The organism is Ruegeria sp. D4 (assembly GCF_056534475.1).
On record NZ_JBQFPJ010000006.1, the window covers coordinates 43524 to 64208 of the forward strand.

Sequence of the window (20685 nt, forward strand, 5' to 3'; positions counted from 1 at the left end):
CTGCTCTTATACCTGTTCAACGGGTTTCGAAAAAAGGTCGACTCAATGGCCGTGGGGTTCTTGTGCCCCGCCTTATCCTGCGCCACGATGACATGGCGCGCGCACGTTTGCAAAGCAGTGGGAGGGCGAAAGTGCCAAGAGAACGTCTGAGTGTTGTCGTTACGCGACGGTTGCCAGAGGCAGTGGAAACCCGATTGAGCGAGCTGTTTGATGTGCGCCTGCGGGACGATGATACACCCATGACCCGCGACGAGCTTGTCGCGGCCGTGAAAGAGGCGGATGTCCTTGTCCCGACGGTCACGGATACCATTGACGGCGGACTGCTGGGGCAGGCGGGTGAAAACCTGCGGCTGATCGCGAATTATGGCGCCGGCGTCGACAATATCGATGTCGCGACCGCGCGGCAGCGTGGGATACTGGTCTCGAACACACCCGGTGTTCTGACCGATGATACCGCGGATATGACAATGGCGCTGATATTGGCCGTCACACGCCGTATCCCCGAGGGGCTGGCGATCATGCAAAAGGGCGATTGGACGGGATGGGCGCCCACGGCATTCCTTGGAGGGCGGATCGGCGGTCGCCGGCTTGGCATCCTCGGCATGGGCCGGATCGGTCAGGCTGTCGCGCGCCGTGCCGCCGCGTTCGGAATGCAGGTGCATTACCACAACCGCCGCAGGCTGCGCCCCGAGATCGAAGAAGAACTTGAAGCGACCTATTGGGAGAGCCTGGACCAGATGGTATCGCGGATGGATGTCATCTCGGTCAACTGCCCGTCGACCCCGTCAAGCTTTCATCTGATGAACGCACGTCGTCTGAAACTGATGAAACCGTCGGCTGTCCTTGTGAACACCTCGCGCGGTGAGGTGGTCGATGAAAATGCGCTGACCCGCATGATCCGGTCAGGCGAAATCGCGGGGGCAGGGTTGGATGTCTACGAACACGGTACCGACGTCAACCCGCGCCTGAGGCAACTGCCCAACGTTGTCCTGTTGCCGCACATGGGGTCCGCCACGCTGGAGGGGCGGATTGAGATGGGCGAGAAGGTTATCATCAATATCAAAACCTTCGAGGACGGGCATCGCCCACCGGATCAGGTGGTGCCATCAATGCTTTGACAAAATGACGCCCCGGTCGGAAATGCCGGGGCGATCGTGTATTTCATCATTATTAGATTGAGAGGACACTATGAAACGGGGATTGATTTCAGGACTGCTTCTGTCTGTGGCTGTCTCGACCACTTCGGTATTCGCTCAGGAAACTGCGGACGCGGTGTCGCCCGAGGCGGCGACCGAAGGTGAGGCGCAGGCGCTGACCGCTGAGGTGATCGCAGCGCTTGAAGCGAAGATGGCCGGGGCCCCGGTTGAAGCGCAAGACTGGATGGTGGCCGCCGCCAACCCGCTTGCGGTCGAGGCGGGCGCGCGGGTGCTGCGCGACGGGGGCACGGCGGCGGACGCGATGGTTGCCGTTCAGGTTGTTCTGGGATTGGTCGAGCCGCAATCGTCAGGTCTGGGCGGTGGCGCGTTTCTGGTCTGGTACGATGCGGCCAGCGGTCAGCTGACCACTCTGGACGGGCGTGAAACTGCACCGCTCGCGGCAAGACCCACGCTGTTTCAGGACGAAAACGGAGAGCCGCTGAAGTTCTTCGATGCCGTTGTCGGCGGCCTTTCTGTGGGAACGCCCGGTACGCCTGCCTTGCTCGAAGAAGCGCATCGGCGCTGGGGGCGCAGCTCATGGCCCTCGTTGTTCAAGGACGGCATCGCGCTGGCCGATGACGGATTTCTGGTGTCGCCTCGACTGGCGGCTTTGGTCGCGAACGACGCCGAGCGTCTGGCGCGTTTTCCTGCTACGGCCGAATATTTCCTGCCCGGTGGGGCACCTTTGGAACAGGGGCAGCGGCTGACAAACCCGGAATATGCCGAAACGCTTCGCACCTTGGCAGGTGAAGGCTCAGCCGGGTTCTACGGTGGCGATATTGCTGCGGGCATCGTGAACACAGTTCGCTCGGCGCCGGGCAATCCGGGTGTGTTGTCCGGGATCGACCTCGCGCTCTATCAGGTGGTAGAGCGCGCGCCGGTTTGCGCGGCCTACCGGGCCTATGAGGTCTGCGGCATGGGCCCGCCATCATCAGGTGCCCTGACGGTCGGGCAAATTCTGGGAATGCTGGACGGCTACGATCTGGCTGGCCTCGGGCCGGAAAATCCCGAAGCGTGGCGATTGATCGGTGACGCCTCAAGACTGGCATTTGCCGATCGCGGTCGCTACATGGCTGACAGCGATTTCGTCCCGGTGCCGACCGCCGGTCTGGTGGACCCGGACTATCTTTCCCAGCGCGGTTCGCTGCTGAACCAGGAAGGTGCCCTGACCGAGGCAACACCCGGCAAGCCCGAGTTCGACCACGCCCTGAACCTGGCGGATGATGTTTCTCTGGAGCTGCCGTCGACGTCGCATATCTCGATCGTTGACCGGTATGGGAATGTGCTGTCGATGACGACGACAATCGAAAACGGCTTTGGCTCGCGGCTGATGACAAGCGGCTTCCTGCTGAACAATGAACTGACGGATTTCTCGTTCCGAACGCACAAGGACGGCGTCCCGATTGCCAACCGGCTTGAACCCGGCAAACGCCCCCGCTCGTCGATGAGCCCGACCATCGTCATGCAGGACGGTGCTCCGGTGCTGGCCATAGGTTCACCCGGCGGCAGCCGCATCATCGGGTATGTCGCCAAATCGATCATCGCCTGGGCCGATTGGGGTATGGATGTGCAGCAGGCCGTTTCCCTGCCGCATCTGGTCAACCGCTTTGGGACATATGATGTCGAGTTGGGCACCGGTGCAGAAGGTTTCCTGGATGCCCTGACCGAGCTGGGTTTCGAAGTGAATGCCCGGGATCTGACCTCGGGCCTGCATGCCATCGAAATCGGAGAGGTTCTGAGCGGTGGCGCAGACCCGCGTCGTGAAGGTATAGCGCTGGGTGAATAACCGGGCGACAGAAAGGAAAGACCATGGTGCAGGCAAACGCTTTGCCCCGGAATGAGGACGGGATTGCAACCGCAATCGGTATCCTGAAACAGACATTCGGGGACCGGCTGCAAACGGGTGATGCCATCCGCGAGCAGCATGGGCATACAACGACCTGGATAGAAAACCAGCCGCCGGACGCGGTGGTCTTTCCACACTCAACCGCAGAAGTCTCGGATATCGTCAGCACCTGTGCCCTTCACAAAGTGCCGGTGATTGCATTTGGAACCGGCACTTCGCTGGAAGGGCACGTGAACGCGCCCGCAGGTGGGGTTTGTGTTGATCTGAGCCAGATGAACAAGATACTGGCCGTCAATGCCGGTGATCTGGACTGTCTTGTGCAACCCGGTGTCACGCGTGAGGATCTGAATTCGTATCTGCGGGATCAGGGCCTGTTTTTTCCCATCGACCCGGGGGCGAATGCCTCGCTGGGCGGGATGGCTGCGACCCGCGCGTCAGGCACAAATGCCGTCCGCTACGGCACGATGAAGGACAATATACTCAGCCTCGAGGCCGTGATGCCGGATGGGCGGATCATTCGCACTGGTCACAGGGCCAAAAAATCCTCGGCCGGATATGACCTGACCCGACTGCTGATCGGGGCCGAGGGCACCTTGGGCATTATCACCGAACTGACGCTGCGCCTTCAGGGCATCCCCGAGGCGATCAGTTCAGCCCGGAGTTCTTTTCCCTCCGTAGATGCGGCCTGTCAGGCCGTCATGATGACGATCCAATACGGCATCCCCGTGGCCCGGATCGAATTGCTGGACGAGTTGTCGGTCAAGGCGGCCAATGCCTATTCCGGCCTGGCTCTCCCTGAAACACCGCTCTTGCTGCTCGAGTTTCACGGGTCCGAATCCGGTGCCATCGAACAGGCCGAAACCTTCGGACACATCGCGGATGAGTTTGGCGGTACCGATTTCGCCGCAACCTCGACCACGGAAGAACGTAACAGGCTTTGGCAGGCCCGCCACGACATGTACTGGGCGTGTCTGCAGTTGCGACCCGGCACAAGTGGTATTTCGACCGATGTCTGCGTCCCGATCTCGCGTCTCTCCGAATGTGTGACTGCCACGCAGGCCAAAGCGGCCGAGCTGGGCCTGGTCGCGCCGATGGTAGGGCATGTCGGGGACGGCAACTTCCACACTCTGTTGTTGATCGACATGGACAATACAGCCGAGGTGTCCAATGCTGAACAATTCGTCGGCTGGCTGAATGATCTGGCCATCTCTATGGACGGAACTTGCACGGGTGAACATGGCATCGGGCAAGGCAAGCGACCCTACCTTCATCGAGAGCTTGGGGCCGCGTTGGATTACATGGCCGCAATCAAATCTGCTTTGGATCCGGACAATATCATGAACCCGGGCAAGATATTGTGAGCGGCCCTGCCGCTTCATCTTTTCCCAAATACTCAAATTCAGCGATCTTCAGCTGACCGAACTTCTTTTGTTCGTGCACTAAGGTCGGTTTTGTCCGTTTTTGCGTCGGATGGACTTTGCGGTCAGATGCGCCATTCGTCATAAACCATGCCAAACAGATTCATTCCGGAGAGCGGGCACATGAAAACCCAAGTCAAAGCACTGGTCGTTGGCGGCGGCGCCGTCGGCACCTCGATTGCGTATCATCTGGCCAAGGCGGGCTGGGACGATGTGATGCTGATCGAGCGGGACGAATTGACGTCCGGATCGACATGGCACGCCGCCGGTCTGCTGCCGCTGTTCAACATGTCCTATGCGACAACTCACATCCACAAATACTCGGTCGATTTCTACAAGACGCTCGAGGAGGAAACCGGCCTGAACGCTGGTTTTGCCGTGGTCGGCAACCTGCGCATGGCGCAGACGCAAGAGCGTATGGATGAATACATGCTCTATGCGTCCACAGCCGAAACCTGCGACGTCGCCTACGAGTGGCTGACACCGGAGCAGATCAAGGAACGCTGGCCGCTGATCGAGACCTCGGACCTGAAGGGCGCGATCTATCACACCGAAGACGGCTATATTAACCCTGCGGACGTAACGCAGGCGATGGCCAAGGGGGCCCGTCAGCGTGGCGTCGATATCGTGCGCAAGATGCAGGCCGACGCGTTCCACTGGAACGGCACCCATTGGGAAGTCACCTGCACCAAAATGGTGGAAAAGGGTGGCAACCTTGTCGAAAGCGACGAGAAGGTCGTGATCACAGCCGAGCATGTCGTGACCGCATCGGGCAACCACGCACAGCGCACTGCCAAGATGCTGGGCATCAAGATGCCTGCCATCCCGGTTGAGCACACCTTCATCGTCATGGACAAAGACCCCGAGCTGGTCAAATGGCGCGAAGCAGGCAACCCGGAACACCCCGTTGTGCGTGACGCCGACAACGAGTCCTACGCGCGTGAAGAGCGTGGCGGCTGGATTCTGGGTATCTATGAGCACGGCGCACCCGCGCGCTTTGAACATGGCGTGCCGGACAGCTTCCGTGCCGACCTGTTCCCGCTGGATCTGGACCGGATCGCGGATCAGTATATGGCAATGGCCGAGCGTGTGCCGTCCTGTGCCGAGTCCGGCTTGAAGGACGACTTCAACGGCCCGATCTGCTATACCCCCGACGGCAACCCGCTGGTTGGTCCGGCACCAGGCCTGCGCAACATGTGGCTGGCCGAAGGTTTCTCGTTCGGGATCACCGCCGCGGGCGGCACCGGCTATTATCTGGCTCAGATGATGGTCGATGGCGAAGCTGAGATCGACATGGCCTCGCTGGACCCGAAACGCTATTCGTCGAACTGGATGACCACCGAGTTCGCGGCGCGCAAGAACGAAGAGTGTTATGAGCACGTCTACATCCTGCACCACCCGGATGAAGAGCGTGAAGCCTGCCGTCCGCTGCGTACCGTTCCGGCCTATGATCGGCAGAAAGCACGTGGCGCACAGTTCGGATGGGTCAACGGGTGGGAACGCCCGAACTATTTCGGCCCCGTCGATGCACCTGACAACTTCGACAAGGAAAACCGCTCGTTCCGCCGTGGTGGCTGGTGGCAACATGCCGTCGAAGAAGCCAAGGCGATCCGCGAAGGCGTTGGCCTGATCGACGCGTCGGCCTTCACCAAGCATGTCGTCAAAGGCCCCGGTGCGACCCAGTTCCTGGACTGGTTCACCTGCAACAAGCTGCCCAAGGTCGGACGCATCAACCTGACCTACGCGCTGACCTCGCACGGCACCACCCGCACCGAATACACCATCGTCCGCAACGGCGAGAACAACTACTACATCGTCTCTGCCGGTGCCTGGACCGAGTATGACGCCGACTATCTGCGCAAGGCGGCCGAGGACAAGATGGAGGAGTTCGGTTACATCGAGATTCAGGACGTGACCACCCAGTGGGGCGTCTTCGCCATCGCCGGACCCAAGTCGCGTGACGTTCTGAAAGAGATCATCAAAGACGCCGATCCGGAAACCGCACTGTCCAACAAGCGCTTCCCGTGGTTGTCGGCCCGTCAGATCGAATTGGGTATGTGCCCGGTCAACGCGATCCGTGTGGCCTATACCGGTGAGCTGGGCTGGGAACTGCACCACCCGATCGAGATGCAGAACTACCTGTTCGACCTGCTGGAAAAAGCTGGTGAGAAGCACGGTATGAAGCTGGTCGGTGCACGCGCTCAGAACTGGCTGCGTCAGGAGAAATCCTATCGCGCCTTCGGCACCGAACTGGGCCGCGATGCAACCCCGCTGGAAGCCGATCTGCCGCGTTTTGTCGACCTGTCCAAGGACTTCTACGGCAAGGCCAAGCTGGAAGAGACCGGCGTGCGCGTGAAATGCTGCACCCTGCTGATCGACGGCCCGGACGATGCCGACCCGTGGGGCCGCGAGGCGCTGTACACGCCGGAAGGTGAGCGCGTGGGTCGTCTGACCTCGGGTGGATATTCGGTGGCCTTTGAGAAATCCATCGGCATGGGCTATGTGAAGCCCGAGCTGGCGGTCGAAGGCACCAAGCTGCAGGTCAAGATGCAGGACAAGCTGTGGGATGCGGTCGTGACCTGCGACAGCCCCTACGATCCGAAAAACGAAACCATCCGTAAGGACGGTTAAGTTAGGACCATGGGCGGTGCACTTGAATTGCGCCGCCTTTTGCGCTTGGCTTGTAGTGTAACGAATTGTTACTTATTGGAAAGTTCGTCGAAACATTCCAATGCCTTGGCCGCGTACATCATGGATGGTCCGCCGCCCATCTGGATGGCCATTGAAAGCACGTCCGAGACTTCGTCGCGTGAAGCCCCGGCTTTCACAAGAGCTTCTGTGTGCAATGAGATGCAGGGTTCACAGCGCACGGCGATCGACATCCCAAGGGCGATGAATTCCTTGATCTTGTAGTCCAACGCACCGCCTTCTTTGACGGATTTTCCCAATGCGCCGAAGGCGCGCGCCGTGTCGGGAATCGCCCCATTCAGGTTCCGCAAACCGCTTCGGGTTTCAGACAGTTTTGTCGTCCAGGTCATTGACGTTCTCCGTTATATACAAAAAACGGAATATATCGAAGGTCACCATCAGACTTTGATCTTGATCAGTTGCCGCGTTTATCCGCTATGAAGGCAAGATTATTTGCAGGCAACTCCACTCTTTCGACAACACTCAATCCTTGCCCTTCCATGAATTCGGCGATGTCATCATCGTTTTTGTACCCGATTTCAGGGTCTTGCTGGAAAAGGGCGTCATGAAAGCGTTGGTCACCGTCGCTGGTCAGGGTACCGGAACGCTTGAATGGGCCATAAAGGACAAAACGCCCATTTACGCACAGCGCCCGGGCGACTTCCGTCAGAAGCGTCATTGTTTCGTCCCAACTGATAAGGTGAAGCAGGTTGATCAGGACCACAAGGTCGAACTCTGCAAACTGCTTGTGCCAGCCCTCGGTTGTGGCATCCAGATGCGCGGCCTTCGATACGTTGGCCAGGGCCGTTGTATAGGCGTCGATGCTGGCGCGGCGAACAGGATCAATTTCGGTCGGTTGCCAATTGACTTCGGGCAGGACGGTCGCAATGGCACTGACATGCTGGCCTGTGCCGCTGGCAATCTCAAGCGCGGAACCTGAACGCGGTGCCCATTGCAGCAACAGGTCGCAAAGAACACCGCTGTTCCGGCTCGCGGCCGGAGCAACCAATTTGCCGCCGGCCTCCGGCGTCGCAACGCTCGCGTTCGAGGGCAACTTGCGGCGGGTCATGCGTTAAACCTCGCCGGGCTCAAAGCGGCGACTGTTTCCTGATCCAGTTCGGGGGCGGCGCCTGTTGTCAGATCCGCGACAAGCTGTGATGCAGCGGGTGCGGTTTGAAACCCGTAACCGCCCTGACCGACGGACCAGACGAATGAAGGGTCGCCGGGATCAGGCCCCAGAACCAGAGTTCCGTCCGGGGCAAAGCTGCGCAATCCCGCCCAGTTCGCCAAAACCCGGTTGACGGGTTCCGTGACCATCGCTTCATACCGGGCCAACCCTTCAGCCAGAACCATGTCATCGGCATAGGCATCGTGGGGGGCGACGGGATCAGCCTCGCTCGGGGACACGATAAGGTTTCCCGCGTCCGGCTTGGCATACCAGCTGTCGCCGGCACCCAGCATCATGGGCCAGCCGCGCACGTCATATCCGCCCGGCGCAGGAATGCGGGCCATCGATCTGCGATACGGCGTGATGCCGAGCGGTGCGATCCCGGCCAGTTCCGCGATTTCATCAGCCCATGCGCCAGCGGCATTGACCAGCATCCGGGCCTGATAAACCTGATCTGCCTTTATTTCCCAGTGCCGGGGCTTGCTGATTGCATTGACCTTGCGCCTGGTCAGAATTTGGCCGCCGTTCTTTCGTATGGTTCGGGCAAAATCCTGCAACAACCGGTCCGTGTCGATGTCAAACGCGGCATGACCAACTGCCGCGAATGCCAGCGTGTCCGGGTCCAGGATCGGGACACGGGCCAAGGCGTCTTCCGTGGAAATCGGCGCCACGCTCAGGTTTTCGGCATCTTTCCTGAATTCTTCGGCCTGATGGGGTGCCGCAACCAGCATGATCCCCCGAGGTGTCAGATAACCGCCGTTATCGGATTGCAGAAACTGCGCACCGGCCCTGTTCAACGCGACCACCGACGGTGGCCCATAGCTTTCTTCGAACAGGGCAGCCGACCGACCCGAAGCGTGATACCCCAGCGCGTCTTCTGCTTCCAGCACGGTGACAGAGCCAAATTGCGACAGGCGTGCGCCCGCGCTCAGACCGGCGATGCCGCCGCCAATGATCAGAAAATCAATCAACTCGTTTTACCCGTCTGAATCGATGTTTTTGGAACACAACCCGTGAAGCGGGGTCAGGTCATTCAAGCAGGCTTGAATTTGCGCTTCAACCCATTCAAACAGTGGGCAATCAGATAAAGGGAGGGCAGGGTGAACGCCGCAGATTTACACCCGATGGCCACGGGACATATTCCGTCCTACGTGACACAGGCAGACGGAAGCGATTTTCTTTTCACTTTCATGCTGGTTTTTACTGTTGTCGTGATTGTTTTGCTTGGGGTTGCATATTTCACCCTGCATTCGATCCCCGAGAAAATTGCACACCAGTCCAACCATCCGCAATTTCAGCTGGTGGGTATTCTGGCGCTGCTGGCGTTGTTCACTCATAACGGTCTGTTCTGGGTCGCGGCGATCCTTGTGGCCGGGTTTCAGTTCCCGGATTTTGCTGCACCCCTGCGTGGAATTGCCGATGCCATCCGGTCCCTGGCGCCGCAGCGCGCGCCGGAACCACCCGCGCCACAACCGGCACAAGAACCGCAGCAGGAGCACTAATTCATGCTTGAGACATTGATGTGTGCGCTGGTCACGGTACTGCCGGATTATCTGTTTTGACGCTATGTTCAGGGCAAGCGGATCGGACATGAGATCACACTGTTCACCATGTGGTACGAACTGCGCTGGGGTCTGACCACCTGTGCCATTCTGGCGCTGACCGTGATCACCACCCTGTTTTATTTTCATCCCGCCAGCAGCACGGCGGCGTCCTATTTCCGCACTGTCACCATCCTGCCGCAACTGGGCGGGCGTGTGTCCGAGGTTTACGTTCGTAACAACGAACAGGTCACGGCCGGGCAACCGATCTTCCGGATCGAGGATCTGACCCAGACCGCGCAGGTCGAGGCGGCGCATGCTGAAATCGCGCAGGTTCAGGCCTCGCTGAAAGTCGCACAAACCGATCTGGCCGAGGCGGAAGCCGGGATTGCCGGCGCAAAGGCCGCACTTGATCAGGCGCTGGAGGATCTTGAGCGCAACACGACCTTGCGCGACGAAGGATCAAGCGCTGTGCGTCTGGCCGAAATCGACCGCCTGGAAAACCTGGTGGCCGAGCGTGAAGCCCAAGTGACAGCAGCCCAATCCCGGCGCGCTGCGGTCGTGCAACAGATCGAAGAGTTGATTCCCGCGCAACTGGCTAGCGCCAATGCACAATTGGACGCGGCACTGACCGAGCTGGACAAAACCGTCATCAATGCGGGGGTCACGGGCCGTGTCGAACAGTTCGGATTGCAGGTCGGCGACTATGTCAGCCCGCTGCTGCGCCCGGCTGGTATTCTGGTTCCGTCCTCGTCCGGTCATGACCGGTTCCAGGCGGCCTTCAATCAGCTGTCCGCACAGGTCATCAAGCCCGGCATGATCGGAGAACTTGGCTGCATGACCAAACCGTTTACGGTGATCCCGATGGTTGTGGTCGAGGTGCAGGACGTGATCCCCTCGGGTCAGATCCGCCCCTCGGACGAATTGCGCGATGTGCAGACCAATACGGTGCCCGGGTCGATCCTTGTCTATCTCGAACCGCTGTACAAAGGCATGGCGGACGACATTCCGGCGGGCAGCAATTGTCTGGCAAATGTGTACACGGACAACCACGAGCGGCTGGAGCATGAAGACCTGGGTTTCTGGGAGGCTGCGTTTCTGCATGTCGTCGACACGATCGGTGTCGTCCACGCGGCTGGCCTGCGCCTGCGCCTGATCTTGATGCCGGTCAACACGCTGGTTCTGAGCGGGCATTGATCAATCTGCTTGCCGGTTAACACGCAACGGCCGGTCTTGCGGCAGCGGTTCGCAAGCACGCTGGCGAACGACAGCCAGTATGGATAGGGCTTTGCTTGGGGCGATGGGGAACAGTCGCCAACTGAAATCAGGTCCTGCTGTATTCTGGCGATCTGCCGTGCCGTAGCTGCCACGGAAACAAAAAAGGGTTGGCCCGAGGGCCAACCCTAATGTTTCAATCTTACAGTGTTTACTGCGGAATCTCGCCTTCCAGACCTTCGACATAGAAGTTCATACCGGCCAGAGTACCGTCATCGGCAACTTCACCTTCGGCCAGCCAGTCGCTGCCGTCCTGCTTTTTCAGCGGGCCGGTGAACGGGTGGTAGCTGCCGTCAGCAATGGCTGCCTTCATGGCCAGCGCTTCCTCTTTCACGTCAGCAGGCACTGCGTCCGAGATTTCGCCAATCTCAACCATGCCTTCCTTGATGCCGTCCCAGGTGTTCACGGTTTCCCACGATCCATCCATAACGGCCTGGGTGCGCGCGATGTAGTAAGGCGCCCAGTTGTCGATGATCGAGGATACGCGCGGCTTCGGGGCGTATTCGCTCATGTCCGAGGCCTGACCGAACGTGATGACATTGCCTGCCTCTTGCGCGGCCGCCTGCGGCGCGGTCGAGTCGGTATGCTGCAGGATCACGTCCGCACCCTGTTCGATCAGAACAGTGGCCGCGTCGGCCTCTTTCGCCGGGTCGAACCAAGTGTAGGCCCAGACGATTTTGAAATCGACAGCCGGGTTCACCTTCTTGGCGTGGATGTAGGCTGAGTTGATGCCGCGGATCACTTCGGGGATTGGGTACGAGCCGATGTAACCGACGATGTTCGACTGGGTCATTTTCCCTGCGATGTGGCCCTGAACGGCGCGGCCTTCATAAAAGCGTGCCGAATAGACCGAGACGTTGTCGGCAGTCTTGTAGCCGGTTGCGTGCTCGAACTTCACGTTCGGGAATTTCTTGGCCACGTTGATGGTCGGGTCCATGTAGCCGAACGAGGTGGTAAAGATCAGGTCAGCACCTTCCAGCGCCATCTGAGTCATCACACGCTCGGCGTCCGGTCCTTCGGGCACCGATTCAACAAACACGGTTTCGACCTTGTCACCGAAATGCTCTTCAACGGCCAGACGGCCCTTGTTGTGTTCATAGGTCCAGCCGCCGTCGCCCACGGGGCCGACATAAACAAACCCGACCTTGGTTTTGTCTTCGGCCATGGCGCTTGTCGCCAGACCCAGCGCCATGGCGGCGCTTGTCAGAAGTGTTGTGAATTTCATTTAGTTACTCCCCAAGTTGGTTCAGTTGGCCCCGTCTAGTGCGAGGCATGGAAGGTCCGGCCCAGTGAGGCAGGTGCGCTGCTCTTGTCGGCCGAAAGGATCACAAGCACAAGGATCGTGATGATGTATGGCGACATTGCCAGATACTCGACTGGAATGGCAACGCCCGCTGCCTGCAGATTAAGCTGCAACACTGTGATTCCGCCAAACAAATAAGCACCCAACAATGCACGCCACGGCTTCCAGCTTGCGAACACGACCAGAGCCAGAGCAATCCAGCCAACACCGGCGGTCATGCCCTCGGTCCACTGCGGAACACGGATCAGGCTGATGTACGCGCCGCCAAGTCCGGCGCAGGCTCCGCCGAACAGGATCGCCATGATGCGGATCTTGATGACCTTGTAGCCCAGGGCGTGCGCCGCATCGTGGTTTTCACCCACCGCGCGCAGGATCAGACCAACACGGGTGTATTTCAGCGTGGCCCAGACGGCGGCCGTCAGAGCGATCCCGACATATAGGATCGGATCGTGCTGGAACAGGATCGGGCCAATGACCGGGATATCGCTCAGCACAGGGATATGGATGTCGCCCATGCTGGGCGGTTTGATCCCTACATAGCTCTGCCCCATCAATGCACTGAACCCAAGACCGAACAGCGTCAGCGCGAGGCCACTGGCGACCTGATTGGCCAGCGCCACTTGCGTCAGCAGGACGAACAGAAGGGACAGAACGGCTCCACCGATGGCAGCCGCGATGAACCCCAGCCAAGGCGAGCCGGTTTCGACCGAGATTGCAAAACCGCTGATCGCGCCCACAATCATCATGCCTTCGACGCCAAGGTTCAGAACGCCAGCCTTTTCGACGACAAGCTCTCCGATCGCGGCCAGAAGCAGGGGGGTTGCGGCCACCATCAGCGAGGCGACCAGAAGTACGGGATTGATTTCACCAAGGTCCATGGGTCACGCCACCTCGCTACGGGCCGCACGGATGCGGTAGTTTGTCAGAAGATCGAAAGCCAGCAGGAAAAACAGAAGCATCCCCTGGAACACCTGAATGGCTGCGGCCGGCAGGCCCATCTGAGACTGGGCGATTTCGCCGCCAATGTAGGTCAGCGCCATCAGGCCACCGGCCAGCAGGATACCCACCGGGTGCAGGCGGCCCAGAAAGGCCACGATGATCGCAGTAAAGCCGTAGCCCACGTTGAAATCGATGCTGACGACACCGGCCGGTCCCGAGACCTCGAACATGCCTGCCAACCCGGCCAGCATACCGGACAGGCCCAGGCAGAACAGGATCAGACGAGCAGGGTTTACACCGGCGAATTTCGCCGCCCGCGGTGCCTCACCTGTCAGGCGGATGTGAAAACCCAGCATGTGACGGTTCAGCAGCACATAGGCAAAGATCACCGCGATCAAGGCGGTCACGACACCCCAGTGCATCCCCGATCCCGCAATCAGTTCGGCATTATGCGCGCTTTCATAGGATTGCAGGTTGCGCGAGCCGGGAAAGCCGAACCCTTCGGGATTCTTCAGCAGGCCAAGAGAAACCGAGGCCAGCATCTGCTCGGCCACATAGACCAGCATCAGCGAAACAAGGATTTCGTTGGTTCCAAAGCGCACTTTCAAAAAGGCCGGGATCATCGCCCACAGCCAGCCACCAAACGCACCGGCGATCACCATTATCGGGAAGATGTACCAGCCCTCCAATGGGTAGAACGCAAGTCCCGCAGCAGCGCCGAATATGGCGCCCATGATATACTGACCCTCGGCACCGATATTCCAGATGCCGGCCCGGAAACCCAGCGAAAGGCCAATCGCGATCAGCACCAGCGGCGCGCCTTTCACCAGCAGTTGCGGCCGGTAGTAGAAGGAAAACTCACCGAACAATGGCTCCCAAAAGATGGTGCCGATTGCCTGCAGCGGGTTCTTGCCCAGAATAGCGAACAAAAGCCCGCCAAACACCATCGTTGCCAGCACGGCCACCAGAGGGGTCGCATAAGACCACGCCTTGGACGGCTGCGGCCGTTTCTCCAACACAATCACCTGCTCATCCCTCCAAGTTCTTCATCTTTTTGAAAATACTCCCGCCGGAGGCGGTCAATCTGTCTACACATGAGCCACCTCCATGCCATGCGCGCCGCCCATCATCAGGCCGATCTCATCCACGGTCAGACCTGTGGTCGTGCGTGGCGCGCTCAGGCGTCCTTCATTCAACGCGGCAAAACTGTCCGAGATCTCCATCAGCTCATCCAGATCCTGGCTGATGCAAATGACGGCAGTACCCTTGGCTGCAAGATCCAGAATGGCCTGTCGGATTGAGGCCGCCGCGGCCGCATCCACACCCCAAGTGGGCTGATTCACCACCAGAACGTCGGGGTTTTGCAACACTTCGCGTCCGATAACGAATTTCTGCAGGTTGCCGCCGGACAGAGACCGGGCCGCATTTTCCGGCCCGGGCGTGCGGACATCAAAGGCCTTGATGATCTTTTCGGCGAAACTCTTGGTCTCGGCCCATTTCAGAAACCCGTTGTTCTCCAACCCTTCACGGACCGATCCAGTCAGCAGGGCATTTTCGGTAAGGCTCATATCCGGAGCGGCCGCATGACCCAACCGCTCCTCGGGAGCGGTCAGAACACCCAGCTTTCGCCGTGCGGTCGGACCCAATTTGCCAATCGGTTGTCCATTGAACTTGATCGCGTCGGCTGTTGTCTGAATTTCTCCGGACAGCACGCCAAGCAATTCGTCCTGCCCATTGCCCGCAACACCCCCGATGCCCAGAACCTCGCCCTTTCGGACGGTCATATGCACATTCTTCAGCGCGGTCCCGAACTCAGAAGGCGAGGGCACCGACAATCCGCTGACATCCAGCGCAACGTCCCCGAACTCTCGCCCCGATCGTTCCGGCGTTTGCAGGGTCGAACCGACCATCATCTCGGCCATGTCCCGCGCCGAGGTCTCGGACGGAACGCATTCGCCCACATTCTTGCCCAGACGCAGGATCGTGGCGTGATCACACAGCGTGCGAATTTCTTCCAGCTTGTGCGAGATATAAAGGATCGAGGTTCCTTCGGACCGCAATTTGTTCAACGTCTCGAATAGGATATCTACCTCCTGCGGCGTCAGAACCGAGGTCGGCTCATCCATGATCAAGAGCTTGGGCTCCTGCAACAGACAGCGGATGATCTCGACCCTCTGACGTTCGCCCGCAGACAGATCACCAACCGTGCGATACGGGTCCAGCGGCAGACCGTAGGTTTCGGACACTTGCCGGATACGCGAGGCCAGATCGCCCATGGGTGGCGGGTTCTCCATCCCCAATGCGATGTTCTCGGCCACATTCAGTGCGTCGAACAGCGAGAAATGCTGGAACACCATCGCGATCCCGTCGGCCCGTGCGGCACGGGGCTCCGGCGGCGCAAAGGATTGGCCGCGCAACAGCATCGTGCCGCTGTCGGGCTTCACCAGCCCGTAGATCATCTTTACCAGCGTGGATTTGCCGGCGCCGTTTTCACCCAGCAGGGCGTGAACTTCGCCTTCGCCGATGTCAAAGGACACCTGATCATTGGCCACGACGCCGGGATAGGCTTTGGTCAGCCCCTGCAAGCTTAACAATGGAGTGGTCACGCGCTCAGGTCCTTTTTCAACTCGTTCTGCCGGGCAGGGCGCAAAAGCTGCGCCGCGACGCCAACGGCAATCATCTGCGGGTGTTTGCCCAGTGACGGATCACCGATTGGACAGCTTATCCGGCTGATCCGCTCGGGCGAGTGCCCAAGTGCCGCCAGCCGCGATCGGAATCGCGCCCATTTCGTAGCCGAGCCGATCAGCCCGGCAAAGCGGAAATCGTGCAAAAGCAGCCTGTTGCAAAGCTCCAGGTCCAGATTGTGCGAGTAGGTCAGGACCAAATGCTCGGCATCGCGCGGTGCATGGCGAACCAGTTCCGCTGGCTTGGCGGCCGGAACAGCGGTTACACCCGGCGGCACCGTTTCCGGGAACCGCTCAGGCCCGGTATCGACCCAGGTGATTGCCAGATCGGGCAGAGGGGACAGGACATCGACCAGGGCACGTCCCACATGGCCGGCGCCCCAGATCCACAGATTGCGGGCCGGTGTGTGAACCGGCTCGACCATCCAGCCGTCTAACAACTGAGCTTCGGGTTCGACACCCTGACCCCGGGCTTGCGCCAGCATCCGTTTGACCGACAGCGGCATCGCGCCTGTCGAAACCGGGCGAGCGATGATATTGTCATCCAGCCCTTCCACCGCATCAAAATCATAGATCTCGCTGAGCAGCGTCACAGCACCACCGCAGCACTGGCCCAGATCGGGGCCAAGCGCATGTTGCGTCAGGCGGGACGAAACGGCTTGTGTTCTTGCAGCTTCCGCCGCCTGAAATTCCAAAGTGCCGCCTCCGATCGTGCCGGACTGCCCGTCTTTCCAGACCAGCATCGCGGCCCCGACCTCGCGCGGGGACGACCCCTTGATCCCGGCGATAACCACCCGGACAACTTTTCCGTGGGTATTGACCGCCTCCCTCAAAGCCTCCCGATCAAATCCCATCAGATGCCTCCCTTCATCCTTTGGACCCCGCGCCAGACCTCTTCGGCCGTGGCGGGCGCATCCAATGCCGGATAGCTGTCCCCGCAAGCCGCCACTGCATTTGACAGTGCCAGCCAGGCGGAAATGCCCAGCATGAAAGGCGGCTCTCCGACCGCTTTCGACCGATAGATCGTGTCCTCGCGGTTTTCGCCATCCCAGAGCGCGACATTGAATATGTCGGGCCGGTCGGAACAGGCCGGAATCTTGTACGTCGACGGCGCATGGGTGCTCAGATTGCCCTTGCCGTCCCAAACCAGTTCCTCGGTCGTCAGCCAGCCTGCGCCCTGAACGTACCCGCCTTCGACCTGTCCGATGTCCAGCGCCGGGTTCAGCGACGCACCTGCGTCGTGCAGGATATCCGTGCGCAGGATGCGGTTTTCACCGGTCAGCGTGTCTACTGCGACCTCGGTGATCGAGGCACCGTAGGCAAAGTAAAAGAACGGGCGACCCCGGCCCTTGATCCGGTCCCACTCGATCTTGGGTGTTTTGTAAAACCCGGTCGCCGACAGGCTGATGCGGCCCTGATAAGCCAGTGCGGCAGCTTCGGCGAAGGTATAGCGTTCCTCTCCGATCGAGACATAGCCATCCGAGAATGTCACCGCCGACGGATCGGCCTGATGGCGTTCGGCCAGATAATCGGCCATCCGGTCGCGGATCGTGTCGCAGGCGGCTTTCACCGCCATACCGTTCAGATCGCTGCCCGACGAAGCTGCCGTCGCCGAGGTGTTGGGTACCTTCGCGGTATCGGTTGCGGTGATCTTCACCATCTCGAGCGGAATACCAAAGCGCGAGGCCGCAACTTGCGCGACCTTCTGAAACAGGCCTTGACCCATTTCGGTGCCGCCATGGTTCAGGTGGACAGAGCCGTCCTGATACACATGCACCAGCGCACCCGCCTGGTTCAGGTGGGTCAGCGTGAAGGAAATACCGAACTTGACCGGGGCAAAAGCGATGCCCTTCTTAATCACTCTGTTCTCGGCGTTCCACTTCTCGATGGCCGTCTTGCGTGACGCGTAATCGCTGGTTTTCAGCAGCTTTTCGGTCATTCCGTGCAATTCGAAATCGCTGACTTCCATCCCGTAGGGCGTGGTGTTGCCGCCTGCGGGCAAGGGGCGCACGGGGGCGTCCCCCATCTCAACAGCGCCGCGGCTGGTCAGGTCTTCGTGCGGATCGGGATGGCCCAGAGGTTTTTCCGCAGGCTCAGCGTCCGCGACAGCATGAGTCGGTTCGTAATAATTCCGGCGGCGCAGTTCGACCGGGTCCAAGCCCAATTCATAGGCTGCGTGGTCCATGACGCGTTCGATACCAACCATACCCTGCGGCCCGCCAAAGCCGCGATAAGCGGTGGCGGATTGGGTGTTGGTTTTCAGCCGGTGGCTTTCGATCCGCGCATTTGGCAACAGATAGGCGTTGTCGGAATGCAGCATCGCACGGTCGGCGACAGGCAGGGACAGGTCCTGCGCCCAGCCGCAAATGGCATATTGCAGGAAGGAAACACCCTGAATGTGCCCGTTTTTATCGAAACCGGCCTTGTATGCGATACGGAAGGCGTGGCGTTTGCCGGTGATGATCATGTCATCGTCGCGGTCATAGCGCATCTTGCAGGTCTTGCCGGTGGCGCGGGCGGCCACGGCACAGGATACGGCCAGAGCGTTGCCCTGACTTTCCTTGCCGCCAAAACCTCCGCCCATGCGGCGGGTCTCAACACGAACGGCATGCATGGGAACACCCAAGGCATCCGCCACTTTGTGCTGAATCTCGGTCGGGTGTTGGGTCGAGCTGTGCACCAGCATATCCGCGCCCTCATTTGGCACGGCCAGCGCGGCCTGACCTTCCAGATAGAAATGCTCCTGCCCGCCGATCTCGAACGTGCCTTCGATGACATGCGCGGCCCCGGCGATGGCGGCATCAGCGTCACCTTTGGCATAAATACGGGGACCATCTTCGAACCGGCTGTCCGCGGCCAAAGCCTCTTCGACCGTCAGGATCGGGGTTTCTTCGGCGTAGTCGATCTTGCCCAGCCGGGCTGCCTTGCGCGCGGCCAGATGGCTGGTGGCGATAACAAGGAAAACGGGCTGGCCAATGTAGTGGATCGTGCCATCCGACAGCAAGGGCTCGTCATGGATCGACGGAGAGACGTCATTTGCAAAAGGCAGATCATCGGCGGTCATGACCATGACGACCCCATCGGCAGCTTTCACCGCTGACAGATCCATCGACGTGATCGTACCCTTGGCAATCGGGCTAAGGCCAAAGGCCAGATGCAGCGATCCCTTGGGTGTCGGAATGTCATCCACATAGCGCGCGGTTCCAGAGACATGCAGCGGCGCCGCGTCATGGGGGAGGGGTTTGGTCACACTCATGCCGACACCTCCAAAACGTTTGTGACTTCACCCTGATCTTCGAGGAAGTACCTCTCAAGCATCGCTTTTGCGGTCTCCAATCGGTAGGTGGCCGAGGCGCGCATATCCGTCATCGGCGTGAAGTCGTTGGCAAAGGCTGGGATAGCGGCTTGAACAGTCTCATGTGTCCAGGGTTTGCCTGTCAGGGCCGCTTCGACATTCGAAGCGCGCTTGGGAATGCCAGCCATGCCGCCGAACGCGATACGCGCATCAGCGACGACACCGTCTGCCACAATGATGTTGAAACACCCGCAAACGGCCGAAATATCCTGATCAAACCGTTTGCTGAGTTTGTAGGCTTTCAGGCGATCTTCCTGACGTGCGAAGCTGACCGCTTCGACGAATTCGCCCGGCGCGCGGTCCTGCTTGCCATAGTCGATGAAGAACTCTTCCAGCGGGATCGAGCGACGCGCGTCACCCTTGCGCAGATGCAGCGTTGCACCCAAGGCAATCAGGGCGGGCGGGTTGTCCCCGATGGGCGAGCCGTTGGCGATATTACCACCAACGGTCGCCGCGTGCCGCACCTGAACACTGGCATAACGGCGGATCATCTCGGCGTAGGAGGGGTGCAGATCGGTTAGCGCCTCACCCATGCGGTTCATGTCGACCATCGCACCAAAACGGATGTCATCATCCGTGATGGTGATTTCCTTCAGGTCATCGCAACGGTTCAGGAAAATCACCGGGTCGAGATCCCGCAGTTGTTTCGTGACCCAAAGCCCAACATCGGTCGCGCCGGCAACCAGGGTGGCGTCAGGATGCTGAGCATAAACTGCCGCCAGTTCATCCGTTGACCCCGGCAGCATGGGCGAAGTCACCCGCGTTGCCACCGGCTTGTCCTTGACCCAAACCGGAACCGGTTGCGCCTCGGCCGCTGCAGCCGCGCGAATGATCGGGGCGTATCCCGTGCACCGGCACAGGTTTCCGGCAAGCTGTGTGTCGTGATCCGTGGCACCATTGGCGTGGCTTGCCACCATCGACATGACGAAACCGGGGGTGCAAAAGCCGCACTGCGACCCGTGCAGATCAACCATCGCCTGCTGAACAGGATGGGACTCGCCATTCGGGCCGCTGGCACCTTCGACGGTGCGGACTGCTTTGCCATGCAATTGCGGTAGGAACAGGATGCAGGAATTCAGCGCCTTGTGGCCACCCTCATCCGTCACCATGACGGTGCAGGCCCCGCAATCGCCTTCGTTGCAGCCCTCCTTGGTGCCGGTCAGGCCACGATCTTCGCGCAACCAGTCCAGCAGGGTCGCTGTCGGATTGACGTCCGCCAGCTCCACTGTCTCTCCGTTCAGAAGAAACGTGATATTCATACGAGAAACCCGT

At 59.9% G+C, this 20685-nt stretch carries 15 protein-coding genes and 1 pseudogene; 6 read left to right on the forward strand and 10 right to left on the reverse strand.

The features are described from left to right. Nucleotides 1-131: 131 nt before the first annotated feature. The 4 genes from ACR0MI_RS10605 (at nt 132) to ACR0MI_RS10620 (ending at nt 7091) form a co-directional block, all read left to right on the forward strand. Nucleotides 132-1118, forward strand: coding sequence for a 2-hydroxyacid dehydrogenase (locus ACR0MI_RS10605; protein WP_170614862.1), 987 nt, complete (start codon nt 132-134; stop codon nt 1116-1118). Between the two features lie 70 nt (nt 1119-1188). After that, nucleotides 1189-2982: a gamma-glutamyltransferase gene (gene ggt, locus ACR0MI_RS10610; RefSeq protein ID WP_170614861.1), complete on the forward strand. Its 1794-nt coding sequence runs from the start codon at nt 1189-1191 to the stop codon at nt 2980-2982. A gap of 23 nt (nt 2983-3005) precedes the next feature. Next, a complete protein-coding gene (locus tag ACR0MI_RS10615) occupies nt 3006-4403 on the forward strand; it encodes an FAD-binding oxidoreductase (protein WP_480854324.1) in 1398 nt (465 codons plus the stop codon). Nucleotides 4404-4583: 180 nt separating this feature from the next. Continuing rightward, a complete protein-coding gene (locus ACR0MI_RS10620) occupies nt 4584-7091 on the forward strand; it encodes a GcvT family protein (protein WP_170614859.1) in 2508 nt (835 codons plus the stop codon). A gap of 68 nt (nt 7092-7159) precedes the next feature. On the opposite strand, the gene ACR0MI_RS10625 is transcribed toward ACR0MI_RS10620, so the two are convergent. The 3 genes from ACR0MI_RS10625 to ACR0MI_RS10635 form a co-directional block, all read right to left on the reverse strand. Further along, nucleotides 7160-7498: a carboxymuconolactone decarboxylase family protein gene (locus tag ACR0MI_RS10625; protein ID WP_170614858.1), complete on the reverse strand. Its 339-nt coding sequence runs from the start codon at nt 7496-7498 to the stop codon at nt 7160-7162. Between the two features lie 65 nt (nt 7499-7563). After that, a complete protein-coding gene (locus ACR0MI_RS10630) occupies nt 7564-8217 on the reverse strand; it encodes a DUF938 domain-containing protein (protein WP_170614857.1) in 654 nt (217 codons plus the stop codon). Next, the gene (locus ACR0MI_RS10635) at nt 8214-9287 is read right to left on the reverse strand and encodes an FAD-dependent oxidoreductase (protein WP_170614856.1); all 1074 of its coding nucleotides are present in this window, start codon (nt 9285-9287) and stop codon (nt 8214-8216) included. Before ACR0MI_RS10635 ends, ACR0MI_RS10630 begins: the two co-directional genes overlap by 4 nt. Nucleotides 9288-9416: 129 nt before the next feature. On the opposite strand from ACR0MI_RS10635, the gene ACR0MI_RS10640 reads away from it, so the two are divergent. Then, nucleotides 9417-9818 carry a hypothetical protein gene (locus tag ACR0MI_RS10640; protein WP_480442174.1) on the forward strand — a complete coding sequence of 134 codons (402 nt, stop codon included), beginning with the start codon at nt 9417-9419 and terminating at the stop codon, nt 9816-9818. Nucleotides 9819-9821: 3 nt separating this feature from the next. Further along, nucleotides 9822-11054, forward strand: a pseudogene (locus tag ACR0MI_RS10645) (HlyD family secretion protein). Between the two features lie 229 nt (nt 11055-11283). Here ACR0MI_RS10645 and ACR0MI_RS10650 read toward each other — a convergent pair. From ACR0MI_RS10650 to xdhA, 7 genes are all read right to left on the reverse strand, one after another. Continuing rightward, complete coding sequence (locus ACR0MI_RS10650; protein ID WP_170614854.1) at nt 11284-12357, reverse strand: BMP family ABC transporter substrate-binding protein; 1074 nt, start codon at nt 12355-12357, stop codon at nt 11284-11286. A 35-nt stretch (nt 12358-12392) separates the two neighbouring features. Then, nucleotides 12393-13313, reverse strand: coding sequence for an ABC transporter permease (locus ACR0MI_RS10655; protein WP_170614853.1), 921 nt, complete (start codon nt 13311-13313; stop codon nt 12393-12395). 3 nt (nt 13314-13316) lie between these two features. Continuing rightward, nucleotides 13317-14399: an ABC transporter permease gene (locus tag ACR0MI_RS10660; protein WP_170614852.1), complete on the reverse strand. Its 1083-nt coding sequence runs from the start codon at nt 14397-14399 to the stop codon at nt 13317-13319. Nucleotides 14400-14462: 63 nt separating this feature from the next. Further along, a complete protein-coding gene (locus ACR0MI_RS10665; RefSeq protein ID WP_170614851.1) occupies nt 14463-15980 on the reverse strand; it encodes an ABC transporter ATP-binding protein in 1518 nt (505 codons plus the stop codon). Next, nucleotides 15977-16912, reverse strand: a complete 936-nt coding sequence (xdhC, locus tag ACR0MI_RS10670) for a xanthine dehydrogenase accessory protein XdhC (protein WP_170614850.1) — start codon at nt 16910-16912, stop codon at nt 15977-15979. The genes ACR0MI_RS10665 and xdhC overlap by 4 nt, the downstream gene beginning before the upstream one ends. After that, nucleotides 16912-19314, reverse strand: a complete 2403-nt coding sequence (xdhB, locus tag ACR0MI_RS10675; protein ID WP_480854330.1) for a xanthine dehydrogenase molybdopterin binding subunit — start codon at nt 19312-19314, stop codon at nt 16912-16914. The genes xdhC and xdhB overlap by 1 nt, the downstream gene beginning before the upstream one ends. Beyond that, complete coding sequence (gene xdhA / locus ACR0MI_RS10680) at nt 19311-20672, reverse strand: xanthine dehydrogenase small subunit (RefSeq protein WP_170614848.1); 1362 nt, start codon at nt 20670-20672, stop codon at nt 19311-19313. The genes xdhB and xdhA overlap by 4 nt, the downstream gene beginning before the upstream one ends. Between the last annotated feature and the right edge of the window lie 13 nt (nt 20673-20685).